At 42.8% G+C, this 16,513-nt stretch carries 17 protein-coding genes; 8 read left to right on the forward strand and 9 right to left on the reverse strand.

The window, feature by feature from the left end:
* The first annotated feature begins 41 nt into the window (after positions 1-41).
* Positions 42-1,346 carry a DASH family cryptochrome gene (locus B1L02_RS12450; RefSeq protein ID WP_088531277.1) on the forward strand — a complete coding sequence of 435 codons (1,305 nt, stop codon included), beginning with the start codon at positions 42-44 and terminating at the stop codon, positions 1,344-1,346.
* A complete protein-coding gene (locus B1L02_RS12455; RefSeq protein WP_088531278.1) occupies positions 1,346-2,905 on the forward strand; it encodes a cryptochrome/photolyase family protein in 1,560 nt (519 codons plus the stop codon). The genes B1L02_RS12450 and B1L02_RS12455 overlap by 1 nt, the downstream gene beginning before the upstream one ends.
* A gap of 25 nt (positions 2,906-2,930) precedes the next feature.
* On the opposite strand, the gene B1L02_RS12460 is transcribed toward B1L02_RS12455, so the two are convergent.
* Together B1L02_RS12460 and B1L02_RS12465 are read right to left on the reverse strand one after the other, a co-directional pair.
* Positions 2,931-3,329, reverse strand: coding sequence for a DUF3019 domain-containing protein (locus tag B1L02_RS12460; protein ID WP_088531279.1), 399 nt, complete (start codon positions 3,327-3,329; stop codon positions 2,931-2,933).
* A complete protein-coding gene (locus B1L02_RS12465; RefSeq protein ID WP_088531280.1) occupies positions 3,319-4,134 on the reverse strand; it encodes a MipA/OmpV family protein in 816 nt (271 codons plus the stop codon). The genes B1L02_RS12460 and B1L02_RS12465 overlap by 11 nt, the downstream gene beginning before the upstream one ends.
* 212 nt (positions 4,135-4,346) lie before the next feature.
* Here B1L02_RS12465 and B1L02_RS12470 point away from each other — a divergent pair, with 212 nt between their 5' ends.
* Genes B1L02_RS12470 through B1L02_RS12480 form a run of 3 tightly spaced genes read left to right on the forward strand, consistent with a single transcriptional unit; the run spans position 4,347 to position 7,053 of the window.
* Positions 4,347-5,357 (forward strand): phospholipase, encoded by a 1,011-nt coding sequence (locus tag B1L02_RS12470; RefSeq protein ID WP_088531281.1) that lies wholly within the window; start codon positions 4,347-4,349, stop codon positions 5,355-5,357.
* Positions 5,357-6,535 carry a peptidyl-prolyl cis-trans isomerase gene (locus tag B1L02_RS12475; RefSeq protein WP_088531282.1) on the forward strand — a complete coding sequence of 393 codons (1,179 nt, stop codon included), beginning with the start codon at positions 5,357-5,359 and terminating at the stop codon, positions 6,533-6,535. Before B1L02_RS12470 ends, B1L02_RS12475 begins: the two co-directional genes overlap by 1 nt.
* Positions 6,532-7,053 (forward strand): hypothetical protein, encoded by a 522-nt coding sequence (locus B1L02_RS12480; RefSeq protein WP_088531283.1) that lies wholly within the window; start codon positions 6,532-6,534, stop codon positions 7,051-7,053. Before B1L02_RS12475 ends, B1L02_RS12480 begins: the two co-directional genes overlap by 4 nt.
* Before the next feature lie 56 nt (positions 7,054-7,109).
* On the opposite strand, the gene B1L02_RS24535 is transcribed toward B1L02_RS12480, so the two are convergent.
* The 5 genes from B1L02_RS24535 to dapE all read right to left on the reverse strand — a co-directional run bounded on the left by B1L02_RS24535 (position 7,110) and on the right by dapE (position 10,146).
* The gene (locus B1L02_RS24535) at positions 7,110-7,289 is read right to left on the reverse strand and encodes a hypothetical protein (RefSeq protein WP_232003082.1); all 180 of its coding nucleotides are present in this window, start codon (positions 7,287-7,289) and stop codon (positions 7,110-7,112) included.
* A 5-nt stretch (positions 7,290-7,294) separates the two neighbouring features.
* Entirely contained in the window at positions 7,295-7,777 is a 483-nt protein-coding gene (locus B1L02_RS12485; RefSeq protein WP_232003083.1) for a hypothetical protein, read from the reverse strand.
* A gap of 27 nt (positions 7,778-7,804) precedes the next feature.
* Positions 7,805-8,251, reverse strand: a complete 447-nt coding sequence (locus tag B1L02_RS12490; protein WP_223192016.1) for an acyltransferase — start codon at positions 8,249-8,251, stop codon at positions 7,805-7,807.
* A 112-nt stretch (positions 8,252-8,363) separates the two neighbouring features.
* Positions 8,364-8,810 (reverse strand): Hsp20 family protein, encoded by a 447-nt coding sequence (locus B1L02_RS12495; RefSeq protein WP_088531285.1) that lies wholly within the window; start codon positions 8,808-8,810, stop codon positions 8,364-8,366.
* Between the two features lie 154 nt (positions 8,811-8,964).
* Positions 8,965-10,146, reverse strand: coding sequence for a succinyl-diaminopimelate desuccinylase (dapE, locus tag B1L02_RS12500; RefSeq protein ID WP_088531286.1), 1,182 nt, complete (start codon positions 10,144-10,146; stop codon positions 8,965-8,967).
* A gap of 259 nt (positions 10,147-10,405) precedes the next feature.
* On the opposite strand from dapE, the gene B1L02_RS12505 reads away from it, so the two are divergent.
* Entirely contained in the window at positions 10,406-11,056 is a 651-nt protein-coding gene (locus tag B1L02_RS12505; RefSeq protein ID WP_010370776.1) for an OmpW/AlkL family protein, read from the forward strand.
* A gap of 74 nt (positions 11,057-11,130) precedes the next feature.
* Here the strand turns inward: B1L02_RS12505 and B1L02_RS12510 are convergent, their stop codons facing one another.
* Positions 11,131-11,664: an acyl-CoA thioesterase gene (locus tag B1L02_RS12510; protein ID WP_088532277.1), complete on the reverse strand. Its 534-nt coding sequence runs from the start codon at positions 11,662-11,664 to the stop codon at positions 11,131-11,133.
* Between the two features lie 277 nt (positions 11,665-11,941).
* On the opposite strand from B1L02_RS12510, the gene B1L02_RS12515 reads away from it, so the two are divergent.
* Positions 11,942-12,433: a hypothetical protein gene (locus B1L02_RS12515; RefSeq protein WP_167651257.1), complete on the forward strand. Its 492-nt coding sequence runs from the start codon at positions 11,942-11,944 to the stop codon at positions 12,431-12,433.
* 24 nt (positions 12,434-12,457) lie between these two features.
* Here B1L02_RS12515 and tyrR read toward each other — a convergent pair whose 3' ends face one another.
* A complete protein-coding gene (tyrR, locus tag B1L02_RS12520) occupies positions 12,458-14,014 on the reverse strand; it encodes a transcriptional regulator TyrR (RefSeq protein ID WP_088531287.1) in 1,557 nt (518 codons plus the stop codon).
* 288 nt (positions 14,015-14,302) lie between these two features.
* On the opposite strand from tyrR, the gene B1L02_RS12525 reads away from it, so the two are divergent.
* Positions 14,303-16,507 (forward strand): CapA family protein, encoded by a 2,205-nt coding sequence (locus tag B1L02_RS12525; protein ID WP_174694555.1) that lies wholly within the window; start codon positions 14,303-14,305, stop codon positions 16,505-16,507.
* Positions 16,508-16,513: the final 6 nt, after the last annotated feature.

Genomic DNA, 16,513 nt, shown 5'->3' on the forward strand with positions numbered 1-16,513 from the left:
ACGTATAGAGTCTTATTCGTTCATGACTATAAAGAATAAACATGAAGGTAGGACTCTATTTATTTGAAAACGACTGTCGCCTTAGTGATAATCCCGCACTCACAACGCTGGCGTCTCAAGTCGATACACTTATTTGTATTTATATCCCAAATACAAACTTATGGACGGCTCGCAAAGCGCAGTGCTCACCTTCTTTTGCTGTCGAATGTTATCGTAATCAGACGCTTAATGTCTTGCATCAATCACTAGTGTCACAACAACAAAAGTTGTATATGCTGCATGACACAGCACAGCTTAGAGCACTGGCCGAGATTATTCATACACAACAAGTAACTCACATTGGCTGTGCAGTTCATCCAGGGTTCGATGAACAAAAACTCTGGGGAAAGTTACAAGATATTTTCCCACACATTCACTATGTGAGCGCCCACTCAAGCACCCTTTTTGAGCCAGAGTCACTACCAATCGAAGTCAGTGAACTACCACCGAGCTTTACGCCCTTTAGAAAAATGGTAGAAGGTATTGAACCTCGTCTGCCTATTGCAACCGCTCAGCTCCCACCAAGGCCGAAGCAGGTTTCAGGTTTAACTGAATTTAAAGTAAGCTCTTCATATAGTATCAAAGTAGCCGGCGGTGAAGCGCAAGCCCAGCAACAGCTAAAACAGTACTTCGAAACCGATGCAGCTCTGACATACAAAGAAACCAGAAATGCCTTGTTTGGTAAGCACTTTTCCACTCGGTTCAGCCCAATACTCGCATCTGGTGCTGTCAGCCCCAAACAGATCAAGCAAGCACTAGATCAGTTTGAGCAGCAAAGAGGCGCAAACGAATCAACCTATTGGATTTGGTTTGAGCTACTGTGGCGTGAGTACTTTCATTGGTATGCACTCAAACATCAACACACGCTATTTTGCTTTTCAGGCGTCAATGCCAAAACACCAAAAACCAGTTTCTATCCAGAGCGCTTTTTAAAGTGGTGCCAAGGCCGAACGCCCAGCGCGCTGGTCAATGCCATCATGCACGAATTAACAAAAACGGGTTGGATTTCAAATAGAGCAAGACAAATAGCAGCGAGCTACTTTGTCAATGAGCTACAGCTAGATTGGCGCTATGGTGCCGCTTTTTTCGAGCAACATCTTATCGATTACGACGTCGCAGTAAATTGGGGAAATTGGCAGTATATCGCTGGTGTTGGGGCAGATCCTCGTGGCGGTCGCCACTTCAATATCACAAAGCAACAATCACTATTTGACCCAGACGGTGAATATATAAAATTATGGCAAGGAGAAGCGACTCCACAACTCGACAGCCATGATCATGTTGGTTGGCCCTTGGAGGATAAGTAATGACACAGCTAAAGCCTCAGTACAAAGGCCTCAGATTAATTCTTGGTGATCAACTCAATGTCAAACATAGCTGGTTTGCTGACGATAAAGCTGAGTATCTTTATTTGATAGCAGAACTTAAACAAGAGGCTAACTACACCAAACACCACATACAAAAAGTATGTGCATTCTTCAAAGCCATGGAGAATTTTGCCGCCGCTCTGGATAAAGCTGGATTCCATGTGCTACATCTGACACTCGATGAGACGCAAGACTATTCGGATCTCCGCGCTTTAATTTCGCATTTATGTGATAAATATCAAGTGTCGAGCTTTGACTATCAACGACCTGATGAATATCGCTTACTGAAACAAATGATGGAATTAACCCTCGACCATTTACAGGTTCGATGCTTTGACACTGAGCATTTTCTAGTCCCATACGAAGAGCTAGATGGGTATATAACGCCAGGAAAACACACCACAATGGAGTTTTTCTATCGCAAACTCAGGCGTCGTTTTAATGTATTAATGGACGACGGTGAGCCGCTTGGCAAACAATGGAATTTCGACAGTCAAAACCGTAATAAGCTCAAGCCAAAAGATATCGGCGCTATCCCGCAGCCACTTTGTTTTGCCAATGATGTTAGTGGCATCTTAAAGCGGATTGAACGACATCAAGTAAAGACCATTGGTAACTCCGAAACTGAACTGCTGTGGCCAACGACCCGTGCGCAAGCTCAAGCGCTTTTAGCTTTTTTCTGTGAACACCTATTGCCTTCATTCGGTCAATTTCAAGATGCAATGACCTGCAAAAGTGACGATAAATGGGCGCTGTATCACTCAAGGCTCTCTTTTGCACTGAATGCAAAGATGCTTCATCCCAAAAAGGTTATTGATAGCGCGATTGTAGCTTTTGAAAACAACTCACAAATTGATATCGCGCAGATTGAGGGGTTTGTTAGGCAAATATTGGGCTGGCGAGAATATATCCGAGCCATTTATTGGCTCAATATGCCAGACTACCGCCATAAAAATTACTTGCTCGCCCAACGTAATCTTCCGAGCTATTTTTGGCACGGAAAAACAAAGATGCGTTGTCTAAGTGAAGCCATCACCCAAAGCCTAGATTACGCCTACGCTCACCACATTCAAAGATTAATGGTCACGGGAAACTTTTGTTTGTTAACCGGAATCCACCCAGATCAAGTGGATGAATGGTATTTAGGCATATACATCGACGCCATTGAATGGGTAGAAATGCCGAACACGAGAGGCATGACGCAATTTGCTGATCACGGCATAGTAGCAACCAAACCCTACGCCGCAAGCGGTAACTACATGCAAAAAATGAGTGATTATTGTCAGCATTGTCACTACGACGTCAAGCAAAAATCTAGTGATGATGCCTGCCCATTAAATAGCCTCTATTGGCACTTTATGCACCGCCATGAGGATAAGTTTGCCAATAACCATCGTATTGGCATGATCTATCGAAATTGGCAAAAACAGGATGAGAAAACACGGCAGGAAGTGCTCACGAGGGCTCAATGGTGCTTAGATAACATTGAGCAACTTTAGGCTACACTCGCGCGTAGCCTTAATATTAAAAGAGGCGCCAACGCCTTTTTTTGGTTTTTACTTTGTGGACCCAATTCACCTCAATGGTGGTCACTGCTAGTACATCTCGTGACTGCTTTGAGATAAGCTCATAACTCAAACTTTCATCAGAGCTAAAGTCTAACTCATATTTAAAGGTATCCGCTTTGGCCCAACACTGGAGGATCTTTTTCGACAAACTCTCTCGAATGCAATAGTCACCTTCAGTTGGTGCATTTACCGTTACTTTGACGTCCGCATAACAAGTCCTCCCCTGGTTCAGGGCAACACACTTGCTCGGTACAGCATGAAGTATTCCCACTGAGTTAGTTTCTTCGGCGCGGAGCTGGTGGCTCAACAAAATCCCAAGAAACAACACTGTCCATGTGATTAATTTAGAATACATATTTCACCCCAGTAAAGAATACTCTGGCGTGGCGAGAGCGAACTAAGGGGCTATCTAACGTATCTTGAGAACCAACTAACCATGATGCGCCTGCGCTAAACACCCAATCTTCTGCAATTGGATAATTTAGTTGCATTTGTACGAACGCCGAGGCCGAAGCACCGGGTTTATAGGGAGTTAAATAGTCATTGACTTCATCCTCTGAAACACCATAGAAGTAATTATGAAAATTACTAGAATAATAGTTAGCGCCAAAGTTCAGCCATAAATCCCAGTTCCTCAATTCGAAGTTACGTGTCGCTTCGAGGTGAAAAACCCAACCGTTCGTGTCACCAAAAACATCGTAAACAATCTCAGCAACGGCAAGAAATTCACCGACATGGCGATAATAGGAAAAGCCTAATGAATTATCTTGATCGCGTTTACGAATGCCTCTTAGCTCAGGTACCACATCGTCGGTATCGTAGTACCCACGTTCAGAAAAAGGCAACATATAACTGCCATAAATGGCATCAATTCCCCATTCACCGTCGTTGATAATTTGGTAGCCAACATCCGAGCCGCCAAAGAAATCTCCAGAGTGGGTATTCAAGTAAAAACTTTTATATTCTATTTTTGCATCGACTAGAAAAGTACCATGTTTGAATGTCGAGTCCGTGCCAATCAAAGCTGGCATTGTCATATCAACATAAAAGGCACCAACACTCAGCTGCCAAGCAAACTCGTCATCAAGTTCGTCAATTTGTTCTTCGCAAATTCCATAAAACGGTAACAATAAACTGATTATTATAAGTAGTTTTTTCATAGTTCCATTCGTTTAGCGCAGGTGAGCCTAAATTATCCCCGAGATCATACCTGACCCATTTGTGACCAACAAGCTTCTTCTCCTATCTTTTAACCCAAACATAATTTAACTTTATTTTAATAAATATTTCACATAAATTATTTTAAATAGCGCACTTTGCTTTAAGCAGAAAAATTCGCGTTCACATAAATTAAAATCAATAGAGGCAATTCATGAAAAAATATTTACTCCCTTTGGCGTTAGTAGTCGCTGCTGGTCAAAGCCACGCATTTAGTCAAGAAACGCATAAGCGTATCGTAATCGACGCTGTGAGCTACATGGCGCAAAACCCGACAACAACACAATACGCAAAACTACAAGCCTACGCACAAGCTAACGGTATGTCTGTATCTGCGCTTGCCAACTTACTGGGTCAAGCGGCTTACGACGTCGATGACTTTGAAGATACGTTTTTTTGTGGCGCCATTACGGGTGATTGTGTACAGGCACCGCTTTGGGGTGCTGCTGAAAGCATCGTGAAATACACCAGTTACTGGCACTTCCAAAACCATACTCAAGGAGCTGATACTCACGGCAATGACTTCGGTGGTTATAATTATCAAAAGCTAACCGTGTGGGGCTCTGTTGATACGATGGCGGCTACTTGGCTAAAAGGCGATTATTTAGACGATGGTCATGGCGGCGAAACTGGATGGTTTAGTGCTGATGACACTGAATACGATAGTTATGGGATCACAGAAAAGCACTATCGTATTGATAGTCACTCAACGTACAGCATGTATGATGATTTTGAGGAAATGCCTTTTCAACCGATTGACAACTTAGGTCAGTATTGGTACCAAAGTTATGTGCAAAGCGGGAACCCACAAGTACTCGGTTTTGTATTTCACACCACGGATTTACTTCAGCCACACCATACTTGGACAACATCAGATCTGAATCATGCTGGCTGGGAGTCTTGGGTGAAAGACTATTATGATCAAGAATCGTTAAATGACTTTACTTTGGTCAAGCAAGCAATGAATAGTTTTAGTGCAGTTGATACTAACTCAACAGACATCCGCCCACTACTAACGCAAGGTGGCGCTTTCTCCTACTCACAAGGTGGTATCGTATTGAACTCTGAGGATCATTACGACCGCGTAAATACAGGAAAACAAGTAATCCCACATGCGATAGCTATGGTGGTTCACTTACTTAATCACGCGATGGACGTGAGATAATGCGATTTGTTTTACTTTTCTTGGTAAGCAGTTTTTGCTTACCAAGCTTTGCCTCACCAAGTATACCTAAAGCCCTGACGCCTTTAATTCATCAACTCTACCTTGAGCAAGGCCGAACGCTATCTAAAAAGCAAACTACGGCGCAGTTACTTGAAAATCAGTTCTTACTATTCCAAGCGGAGCAACTTAACCCAAGTATTTTGGAGCGCCAATCTAACGTTGGTTTCAGCACCCGATATCACGTCGATAAGTTTCTCGCAAGCTCACTCTTACATTGGTTCCCAGCACTTTCTCAGCTTGAAAAAAAACACTACCCTTTGGTATTTGATAAGGAGCAGATACTGTCTTTACTAGGACAGTACCCCGCTGACGGGGAATACACTGCCGAGCAATTACTCAAATGGCAACAGCTGCAGCTAACAAAATCAGCGCCATTGACACTTGCTCAAGTATTACATAGCCAATCAATGCAAAACCGCTTTAAACTTCACCAAGGAGAGATCTCGTTACTGCAAGCTATTGTCAATCAACATCTCAATCAACAGGCGCTATTTACCGCCGCAAAACCTTATGTGGCAAAGCAAGGTCTGACAATAGAGCAGTTACGACAAGTGGTAACCGCAGAACTATTGAGGCCGAGCATGTTGGCCTTTCTTGGTGTTAAGGAAGAGATGCATGGTGCAACGAGCCAGTATGTTGATACCCTAAGAAGTGAAATTCCAGAAAGTGCTATCGCGAAGTATTATGAGCGTCATAAGAAGAGGTTTAAATACATCAAGCAAGTCAGTGCGAGCGCAGCGAAATTTCCCGAACAAAAAGCCGCACAGCAATTTAATGACTATGCAAATACACACTCATGGCAACAAGCAGTCGCTAAATATACCCCTATATTAATATGGCAAGCCAAACTCATTCCGCTGACACGCCAAAGCACGCCGAAATGGGAAACACAGCTGGCATTTAGTAATCAGCAGGGTAAGATCACTCCCAGTATTCGCACGCCAAGTGGCGAATGGCTGGTATTATATAGCCAGTCACCGATATATGATTACTACGATGTAAAAAGTGAGACCGTACGCTACCAAGCGCTACGAGCGCTAACCCAAGAGTTTGCTCAGATCAAATTTGAGCGAGATTATGAGGCTTGGAAAGCGGCAAACAACGGAGCTGTGTTATGAAGTATTGGCAAGCATTGATTGTCATATTCCTTGGCGCAGTAATCGCTGTATTCACACTGCGTTTTGCCAACGTCGGTTGGCAAAACGCCACATATACCGCCCCATCTCAGGCTGAGCCCAAGCAGGAAAAAAGAACTGAAGCATTAAGCGCACCAAACAATACTTATGCTCCAATCAAGTCAAATGCCGAGACCTCTTTCAAAGCCGTTAAGTCGATCACGGAACCTGAATATGTGCCGCCAATAAGCCAAGCCGAAAAGCAAATGGATGATTTTCATGGCGATTTGTCGGATACTGAAGCTTACCAAGCGTATTTGGATCAAAAAGACGTCAAGTTAAAACAACAGTATGCTGCGGCCGTCGATGTCAAAGTAGAGCAAATAGAAACACTGTTAGCGCGTGGGATCAAAGAGGGATTACCACAACAACAGTTACAAGAGGCAAGAGATAAAATCACAGCACTTAAAGACATGCAAAGTAAATTGCGTACTGAATTGAGCGAACGTGATAACAAATAAAGTTAGACATTGGCTCCACTTGTGTCTCCTACACGCTCAGTCAAAGAACAAAACCATTAACGTACCTGAAGCTGAATGGTGCCACTAGCCACATTAGGGTTTTTCATCACTGCATTGAGGACCACATCTTGTTGTCCTCCATGATAATAACTAATAATTTCTTCAAGCACTTTTTTGGGAGTACTTGGATTCATGGCAAGTGCAAGGTGCGTAGCAAAGTCTCGCTTTAGACTCAAATAAGTTAGCGTGTTTGGTGCCGTCGCGGGTTTTGTGCAACCGCAAGCTCTATCACATCGCCACTTTCAGGCAGATAAGAAACCAACGCTTCAAGTTGCTGAGCTGAAGTGTGGCTGTCTTTGGCTTGTTTTAACACTAACACATGTTGATTCATGTGTAATAAGATATAAATCGCGATGCTGACAACTCCTCCCCAAAGCACTAAATGTGTATATTTGATGCTTAGGACTAAGCCATCGACATACATATCATGGCGGGCAGCATGCATTTTCAAAAAGAAATAGCTAAAAATGGCACTGAATAGAAAAATCAAGAAGCTATAAATTAGCATTGCGTTGATGCCAGTATCTTGCGAAAAGGGCGAAAATTGCACTTGGTGATGAAATTGTGCAGACATGTGAAACAACAGAGTATAAAACCCACCAGCGATGAGTAACGATAACCCACCTGATTTCAACAACAATATCAGCTTATCTTTTAGTTCCATTCTTCATCTCAACGCAATATTTTTCGTCTACCATACGAGTAACTCGCTAAAAACACTACTTAGATAAAAACTAAATACAATGATCGAGCCGTTAAACAAAGATACAAATAGAAAGTGCTGACTCGGGTAACGATAACCCGTCACTTTAAATCCAAGCGCAGTAGCCCCAAGTACAGCAAAGAATGGAGTAAATGTAAAAATAGTTTCTCCCACCACTAATCCAACAATGACGTCATGCAATGCGCCACTCACTATAAAAGTAAACCAATAACCAAGTCTTTCCCCCACTTTCGCTGCGCATGGGCGAAATACAAAGCGCGCCAAGTAATAACTCCAGATAGGATTCCAATAAACCCAGAAGCCATCGAAAGACTGAGCGCCGAAAGCGCGCCGTAACATGTTTCTTAGTGACTGACTATGACCCAGTGGTACACCATTTCGTCTTTTTACGTATTGTCTTAGTCCAAGTTTCATTTTCTGGGGGATAACGAGTGAAGCATAACGTTACTAATAACAAATGCTTTGTATTTAGGCAAAAAAAGCCGCCTGACGGCGGCGAGTTGGAAATCAATAAATTAGATTGATATTACTTGCTTTCAAGCAAGTTGCCCGAGCCAATTTCTATTTTTCTTGGCTTCAGTGCTTCTGGGATCTCGCGCTCAAGGTCAATAACCAGTAAGCCGTGCGCTAAGTCTGCACCTAATACTTTGACGTGATCACCAAGTTGGAATTTTCGCTCGAACTCGCGCTCAGCGATCCCTTGATGAATAAATTTACGCTCGTTGGCTTCGTCAGTCTCTTGCTTTTGACCCTTTACGGTCAACGTATTGTGTTCTGATTCCAGCGTTAGCTCTTGCTCGGTAAATCCTGCAACAGCCATGGTAATTTGGTACTTGTCTTTACCTAGCGCTTCGATGTTGTATGGTGGGTAGCTAGGTTGTTTATCTGTTCTTGCAGCAGCATCCATCATAGAAGCTAAATGGTCAAAACCGATAAATGAACGATATAATGGTGATAAATCTACTGTACGCATAATTTGTATCCTCTTAAAGCTATACATAGGTGCTCACTCTTCAAAAAGAACCAATAAGCACTTTTAAAACAAATAGTTATTTGATTTATGAGGCCCTGTCGGCGTCCTCATAAAGCTATTTATGGTCAGCAAATTTATTTTCAAGAAAATTATTTTAAAAATTTTCAACTTTTTTAAAAAACCTATTTAAAACAGATAAGTATATTTTTTCTATCGCATGTAGATCGCTGAGGGATACATGTTCATTCACTTGATGAATTGAATCATTCTTTACCCCGCATTCGATCACTTGCGTTTTTCCAGTCGCAAAGAAGCGACCATCGGAGGTGCCGCCTGCCGTACTTAAACTCGGATATTGCCCCGTTGTTTCTTGGATTGCTTGTTCTACCAGCGTTAAGAAACAGTTTTCTTGCTTCGCGCCGGTATAATACGACTCACAAGGCCGCTCCCAACTGATCGCTAACATGGCACCGGATTTAGCCAGCGACTCTTGAATATAGTGCACAACTTCTTGGCTCTTATAGGCATGGCTGTAACGAATATTAAAGGTGATTTCACACTCTGCTGGCACTAAGTTATCCACGATATTTGGAACTGTGATCCCAGTAACTTGCAGCGTGGTTTGCGATCCCGCTTCGTCTTTCCACCAAGGTAAAAGCGCGAGTTGACTGACCAACTGGCCTGCGATGTGAGCTGCATTAACCGTTTGTTCTGGATAAGCTACATGCCCCGCTCTTCCTTTAACCTGAATACGCCCAGAAATCGCACCGCGACGACCATTTTTAACCGTATCTCCCACCACTTGGTGTGAAGTCGGTTCACCTACCAAACAAGCATCTAGCTCGATGCCATTTTCAGCTAATCGCTCTGCAATCAATTTGGAACCAAACTCCGCTTCACCTTCCTCGTCAGAAGTGAGCAACCAGTAAAAGCTTCCTCGTAATTTTTCAGGATGCTGTAGTAATGTTTTAGTTGCAGCGAGCATTGCCGCAACGCCGCCTTTCATATCCGCAGCACCACGCCCATACATCACGCCATCAATAATCTGCGCACTAAATGGTGGCACAATCCAGCCTTTATTATTTGCAGGCACGACATCCACATGACCAGAAAAAGCAAAAGTTGGTCCCAAAGAGAAGCGATAACTTGCAATTAAGTTTTTTACTCCCTGCACCTCAAACTGCTCAATAGTAAAGCCCAGCGCGGTGAGTTGCTCTGACATAAACGCGATAGTGCCTGCATCACAAGGCGTAACCGAAGGCGCTTGGATCAAACGCGTTAATATCTCTGTGGCGTATGAAGTACTGAGGTTTTGATACTGTGTTGCTAGTGACATAACTGAGAATGATTTGTAGGTGAAACCTAGCAGTTATTTAAAGATGGAACTTTGACCACAGCATTGCAGTTTTAATGCAAATTAATGACATCGAGAAAACTTAATCTAAATCAAACTTTCAAAGATTTCTGAAATCTTACAATTTAAAAATTGATCTAGAACAGTTTTTCATTTTTTGAACCCTTTTAAGATGGCTTCATTGAAAACACACACTGTTTCACAGTTTAAAAATGTCCTCACATAGGGTTAGGAGAATACAATGAAAACTTTAAGCGCTGCACTTTTATCTACTCTGCTAGTTGCTGCTCCCTTCGCACACGCAAATTTCAGTGTTAATGTTGGTGCTATTAACGTAAACCCTGACAATTCGGCTTCTGCAATTGATCAAGATAACTCTCTTGGTCTAGTTGCTGACTCAAACACTCAGCTAGGTATCACGCTTGACTACCACTACAGCGATAACATCGTATTTGAACTGGTTGCGGCAACACCATTTTCTCACACAGTTGACGGTGCTGGTGGCTTAGCAGGAGCTGAAATCGCAGACATTAAACACTTGCCACCAACCTTACTTGCACAGTATCACTTCTTTGATGCAAGCGCTAAGTTTCGTCCATTTATCGGTGCAGGTCTAAACTACACAGTATTCTTCGATGAAGAGCCAAGTGCAGCACTGAAAGCAACACTAAAAACTAACGACGTAGAAGTTGATTTGGATAGTTCTTTTGGTATTGCATTACAAATTGGTTTTAACTACGACTTAAATGAAAAGTGGGGTCTGCATGGCATGATCTCAAAAATGGACATCAATACCGATGCAACAGTTTACGCTAACGGCGTAAAGGCACTAACATCTGACGTAGAGCTAGACCCTGTTGTAGCAATGTTCGGTGTGAAATATAAGTTCTAATACCTAAACCGTATAGAACACAGAATTACTGTTACTTTCTCAATCCCCAAGGCCACTGATGTGGCCTTTATAGTTTAAAGATTACTGTTTTTCTTTGCCTCTAACATGGCTTTCCAATGCATAATCTCAGGAGATAAAATAGGTGCTTCACCGTTAAACCCAGCCACTTCTAGCATTTCTTCGACCGCAACTACACCCCCCTTACGCTTGAATACCCCACGCACATATGCAATCGCGTGCAGTCCACGCTTCGAATGAAAGCGCTGTTCAATGTAAAAGTATTTGTGATCCCAACCCACAACCTTAGTGGTAATGGTAAATTTTTGCAGTGGTTTGATATCACGAATATAAGTAATCGCCGTTGCGTTAACAATTGGGAACCAGCGGCGTTTCATCACCGCGGCAAATAACCCAACTCGCTCTGTCATCCAAGTGCGCGCCAAATCCATAAATGCCAGGTATCGTGAATTGGTCAAGTGCATATTGATATCGCAATCGCTTGGCAGGGCGCGATACTCAATATCTATTGGTGACAAAATGGAATCTGCTGTTTGTTTATTCTGTCTTATTCTCCAAAACAGCAGTAGTAAACGAAAATATAAATTCATAACAATGGTCTTACCAGTCAATAGTTTTTCGATTCTAGCATAGCCATTCATATTCTAAAGTGATTATTTTACTGCGCTTGCGTCTATAACTGGTACATTACTTTAACCCGCAGTTGCGGTAATGCTTTCGGTAAACTAGATTAATAACCTGAGCTTCAAAAAATGAACGCCTTTCTAGCATAGCAAGAAAGGGCCATAAAATGATCTTAAAAACAATGAGTTCGGTTAATACATAGAGCCAAATATCTAATTAAGTAAAATAGCTGAAGTGAAGTCGATGAAAAAATTATCCCTTGTTACCTGTTCCACCTTATTTGTCTTTTCCAGTATGTGTTACGCTGACTTTGACTTTAAAGGAGAAGGCGCGCTAACCTACCCAACCGGTGTAGAGAAAGCGTTTGAGTTTGGTTTTGCTTGGAACAAACAGACTGAACAGTTTCGCATCGGTGCAAATCATTATGACATGTCTGAACTACCAGAGTCTTACTCAGTTGCCATTACACTGAGTAAAGACGATACCCGTGTGTGGATCCAAGAATTCAATCAAGGTTTTATTTCTGAGTTTAAGTGGCAAATTGCAGATCATCACATCTCTCTTGTGAAAAAGGAGTTTAGTGACTCTGTAAAAGGTAATTACGTCTTAACGGTAAATGGGATAGATTACTTCTTTGCGCGAGATAACGTCAGTATCACACTCTCTTTTGAAGAAGATGGCATTAAGAATATTAAGGTTGATGGCGTGACAAAAGACATGGGAACGAAATCATAAAGGCCACATTACGTGGCCTAAACATTATACTTTGACTGTTTTTCTATTTATCCCATACTCACGCAGCTTGTTGGCAACAGCTGTGTGGCTTAATCCCAAACGTTTAGCTAGTTGCCTAGAGCTCGGATAAGCGGGGTAAAGCTTGCGCAACAGGGTTGCTTCAAATCGCTTCACGGCTTGGTCTAACGTCCCTTCAAAATCAGACTCCAAATACCCTAAGTCATGGGTAAAGGTCGGTAGGTTTAAATGCTCAGTACGAAGTTCTTTATCATCAAGCAACGAAACCGCGCGGTAAATGGCATTTTCTAGCTGCCTAACATTACCAGGCCACGGATAATTCTCTAAAAACTCTATACATTCTCTAGCAAAAGTTGGGGCCGGATGACCATTTTGCTGGGCATATTTTTGTACAAAATGTTCGGCCAGAGGGCCAATGTCCGCTTTTCTGTCTCTCAGCGGCGCAATTTCAAGCGTAAGTACATTAATACGATAATAAAGGTCTTCTCTGAATACGCCTTCTTGAACCATGGCAGGCAAATCTTTTTGCGTTGCTGCTATGATGCGAACATTGACCTTAACTTCATTCTCGTCACCGACTTTACGGAAAGTACCGTCTTGTAAGAAACGCAGTAACTTAGTCTGTAACTGCGTTGACATTTCACCCACTTCGTCGAGGAATACCGTGCCACCATCAGCCTGTTCTAGTACACCACGTTTTGGCGCTGCATTTTCTTCATATCCTGCATAACCAAACAGCTCAGACTCGGCAACGTCATCAGGCAGCGAAGCGCAAGAAAGCGCAATAAAAGGCTTTAACGAGCGGTTAGAGGCATAATGACATGCTCTAGCCAATAGCTCCTTACCCGTACCAGTTTCACCCGTGATCAGAATTGGCGCTTCTAGCTGTGCCATTTTTCTGGCTTCACGCACTACTCTACGCATGGCTGTGCTGTGGTTATGGATAGTCGCAAAACTTTCTTGACCATAACGACGAAACGCACTGACTTGTTGTCCCAATCGCGACTGCGACTTAATGTTAATCACCGCACCGGCTAATACATCACCTTCGACCCCTTGAGGCACCGAGATTGGCAAAATATCAGCAATAAAGTCTTCTCCACTCACTTCCACACGAGTTGTCTGGCCTAACACCTCTTTACCTTCTAGCCAGCGGGTAAAGTTAAACCCCTTCAAAAGGTTGTTAATGTTGGCGCCGATCACTTCCTTTTCAACCATGTTAAGGTCGCGACAAGCGGCATCATTGCAATGACGTACCCAACCTTTAGCGTCAATAGAAATTACCCCATCCGGCAAAGCACTGAGCAAAGTATTCAACTCATTATGCTCTCGTTCAGACGGTAAAAACGCTGTGGTACGAACATCTTCAACACCATCGATTAAACGGATCTCAGGCATAATTTTCTGAAACTGCTCAAATTCGATGGGTGGAAAGCTCACGTACATTCGACAATTTACTGAATCGACTTCTATACCTTTTAAGTCGACACGGTAACTCACCAAGATATTGAGAATTTCTTGGGCAATACCAATACGGTCAGCGCAATGTATCTCTAGACGCATTTGTTCCTCAAAGCGGGTTTTCACAATTGACGAGATCATACTCTAAGAATAGCTGCCCGACTAGAAAAACGTAAAGAATATTGAACAGAAATTTGCTGTCCTCGCAAATTCTTGTCCTATACTAATGAAGTACTGAAACAAGTTGCTTTTTGAAACACCTTTCAGCGCTTGTTAAGTTTTTGATTTGGAAACTCATATTCTATTTCAAAAGATTGCAACACATAAGAAGTTACAGATACAATACTAAAGAATTAAATAATGTATCTTTTTTGAAACAGGCTCGCCACGATGAAAAAAATTTTAAATTTAGTATTACTTTTTACGCTCGCGGCCTGCTCTGTAGAGGATCCAAATGAAACAGGTCCTTCTCAAATTGATAAGAATGAAGATAAAAGCCAGCAAGATAGGGATAACGAGACACCCAATTTAAGCGTATTATTGCAAAACACAAATGCAACGCCCATTGCCAATGCTAGCCTCACGATAAATGGTCAGTCATTTACGTCAAATAGTCTTGGCATCTTTGACCTGTCGGTTCTAGCATACGGCGCCTATGTCGCAGAAATATCTCACCCAGATTATTTACCCTTGGTTTTTACCTTAGCAAATCAAAGTAATAATGAACAACAAATCATTCTTGAACTAAAAACTAAATCGAGCACGCTAAAAACCTTACTTTTTGCTGGTGATACCATGTTTGGCCGGCGTTATTTCAACCCAGCTCTCATTACCATGGGTAATTCATTGCCCAGCACCCCTGACGGTCTTATCCAGCCCCAAAGCGCAGGACCTGATGCCCAAGCCTTAGTGCAGTTTATGCATCCTTTATTTAAAAATGTCGATTTTGCTTCGGTTAACTTAGAGTCTCCGGTTTTAAAAAACCCAACCACGGTCCATCCAAGTAAAGAGTTCGCATTTTTTAGTCTGCCGGAGTCATTAATTGCCTTAAATGATTTGGGCATTGACTATGTTGCACTTGGCAATAACCATGTTTATGACTATCGAGCTCCAGGGCTTGATGATACATTGAAGTATGTCGAACAAGCTGGGTTTAAACACAGTGGTGCGGGCACAAGCGCGGCAGAGGCATTTAAGCCTTATAGCCTAAACCTTGGCGAAGCAACTATAGACTTTGTATCTGCGACTTCTATTACAGGCGACCAACATACTGTCACTTACGTGGCGTCAGACGCTAAAGGGGGAGCTGCCGATCTAACAGATACCAACGGCATGAGGGAAACAGTAGTTCAAGCCAGTAACAATGGTCGCTTTGTTGTAACTCAGCTTCACGGGGGTGATGAATACTCTTATGCACCAACTGCGTATATTTCAAATCGCTTTGATTTACTTTCCAAAAATGGCGCTAACTTGATGATTGCGCATCACCCTCATGTTGCGCAAGGGTTTGGCCTATACAACGGCGTACCCACGATACTTGGCTTAGGTAACTTTGTGTTTGAGCAAAATCGCCTTGAAACCTTTTTAGGACTGATCTCTGTTATAGAGTTAGAAACCGCAGGCAAACCTAGAATTAGCGCCTTAAAAGCTTACCCCGTTTATCTAGAAGACTATGTTCCTAAATTTGTAAGTGGCGATCTTGCCAATGCCCTACTAAAACGCATCGCTGAATTTTCATCACCAGAAGTCGGTATCTCGCTACGCTCTGGATTTGCAGAAGTCACTTTTGATAAACCCGCTCAAGCAAAGGAAACCGAGCAAAAAGTCATTACTTTGGAAGCCGGTGAGCATATCGTCGATTTACGCCAATATTCAAACAGTGCTGAATACCTTAGCAAGCTCACGGCTAGTAACGCTCAAACTGAGCTTGTGCTTGGCCGCGACTTACTGTTTTTTGGTGATTTTGAAGACTGGGACAGCGATAACGAAAAAGGGGAAGTCTCTCGTTGGTTAATTGAGGCCAACGATATCGCGCCTTGTTTAGTTGGCAAATATCGAGGCGTACAGGGGCTTTGCCTACAACGAACGCAGTTTAATGAAACGCCAACGCGTGTGCCGTTTAAACATACTATTCGCACTATGCCGATTACGCCTGCGCCGAGCACAGCACAGGCTTACCATGAGCTGTCGCTCTTTGGTTATGCCAAAGGAAACAATGCCGGTGAATTTAAGGCTGATATTCGTATCTTAACATCAGAGGATAGCCTTATCTTTTCTGAGTCAGCGCCCGTGCTAAAACCAGCGGGGAGCTATGAGTGGCAAACGTTTAGACAAGATATCACCTTACCAGACGATTCCGTTTTACTTGGTGATGAAGGATTGCCAGCTCGTGGGGTTCAGTTTGGACTATCCATGGCGCCACCAAGTAGTGGTGAAAGTGCCTTATTTTTAGATGATATTGCGATGATCTCGTGGCAGCGTCCAGTGATGCTGCAAAATGGTCAGTGGCAAAGCGAGCAAATTCATGGCCTAGAATTTATTAAAGTAAAAGTAGTGAAGACGACTGAGCTGACTCTCACTTTTAGCCAGCAATAAAAGAGT

The sequence above is a fragment of the Pseudoalteromonas piscicida genome, assembly GCF_002208135.1.
Classification (GTDB): Bacteria; Pseudomonadota; Gammaproteobacteria; order Enterobacterales; family Alteromonadaceae; genus Pseudoalteromonas; species Pseudoalteromonas piscicida_A.

Coding starts and splice junctions, on each gene's coding strand:
- B1L02_RS12450 (WP_088531277.1), top strand. CDS start 42: ATGAAGGTAGGACTCTATTTATTTGAAAACGACTGTCGCCTTAGTGAT.
- B1L02_RS12455 (WP_088531278.1), top strand. CDS start 1,346: ATGACACAGCTAAAGCCTCAGTACAAAGGCCTCAGATTAATTCTTGGT.
- B1L02_RS12460 (WP_088531279.1), bottom strand. CDS start 3,329: ATGTATTCTAAATTAATCACATGGACAGTGTTGTTTCTTGGGATTTTG.
- B1L02_RS12465 (WP_088531280.1), bottom strand. CDS start 4,134: ATGAAAAAACTACTTATAATAATCAGTTTATTGTTACCGTTTTATGGA.
- B1L02_RS12470 (WP_088531281.1), top strand. CDS start 4,347: ATGAAAAAATATTTACTCCCTTTGGCGTTAGTAGTCGCTGCTGGTCAA.
- B1L02_RS12475 (WP_088531282.1), top strand. CDS start 5,357: ATGCGATTTGTTTTACTTTTCTTGGTAAGCAGTTTTTGCTTACCAAGC.
- B1L02_RS12480 (WP_088531283.1), top strand. CDS start 6,532: ATGAAGTATTGGCAAGCATTGATTGTCATATTCCTTGGCGCAGTAATC.
- B1L02_RS12485 (WP_232003083.1), bottom strand. CDS start 7,777: ATGGAACTAAAAGATAAGCTGATATTGTTGTTGAAATCAGGTGGGTTA.
- B1L02_RS12490 (WP_223192016.1), bottom strand. CDS start 8,251: ATGAAACTTGGACTAAGACAATACGTAAAAAGACGAAATGGTGTACCA.
- B1L02_RS12495 (WP_088531285.1), bottom strand. CDS start 8,810: ATGCGTACAGTAGATTTATCACCATTATATCGTTCATTTATCGGTTTT.
- dapE (WP_088531286.1), bottom strand. CDS start 10,146: ATGTCACTAGCAACACAGTATCAAAACCTCAGTACTTCATACGCCACA.
- B1L02_RS12505 (WP_010370776.1), top strand. CDS start 10,406: ATGAAAACTTTAAGCGCTGCACTTTTATCTACTCTGCTAGTTGCTGCT.
- B1L02_RS12510 (WP_088532277.1), bottom strand. CDS start 11,664: ATGAATTTATATTTTCGTTTACTACTGCTGTTTTGGAGAATAAGACAG.
- B1L02_RS12515 (WP_167651257.1), top strand. CDS start 11,942: ATGAAAAAATTATCCCTTGTTACCTGTTCCACCTTATTTGTCTTTTCC.
- tyrR (WP_088531287.1), bottom strand. CDS start 14,014: ATGCGTCTAGAGATACATTGCGCTGACCGTATTGGTATTGCCCAAGAA.
- B1L02_RS12525 (WP_174694555.1), top strand. CDS start 14,303: ATGAAAAAAATTTTAAATTTAGTATTACTTTTTACGCTCGCGGCCTGC.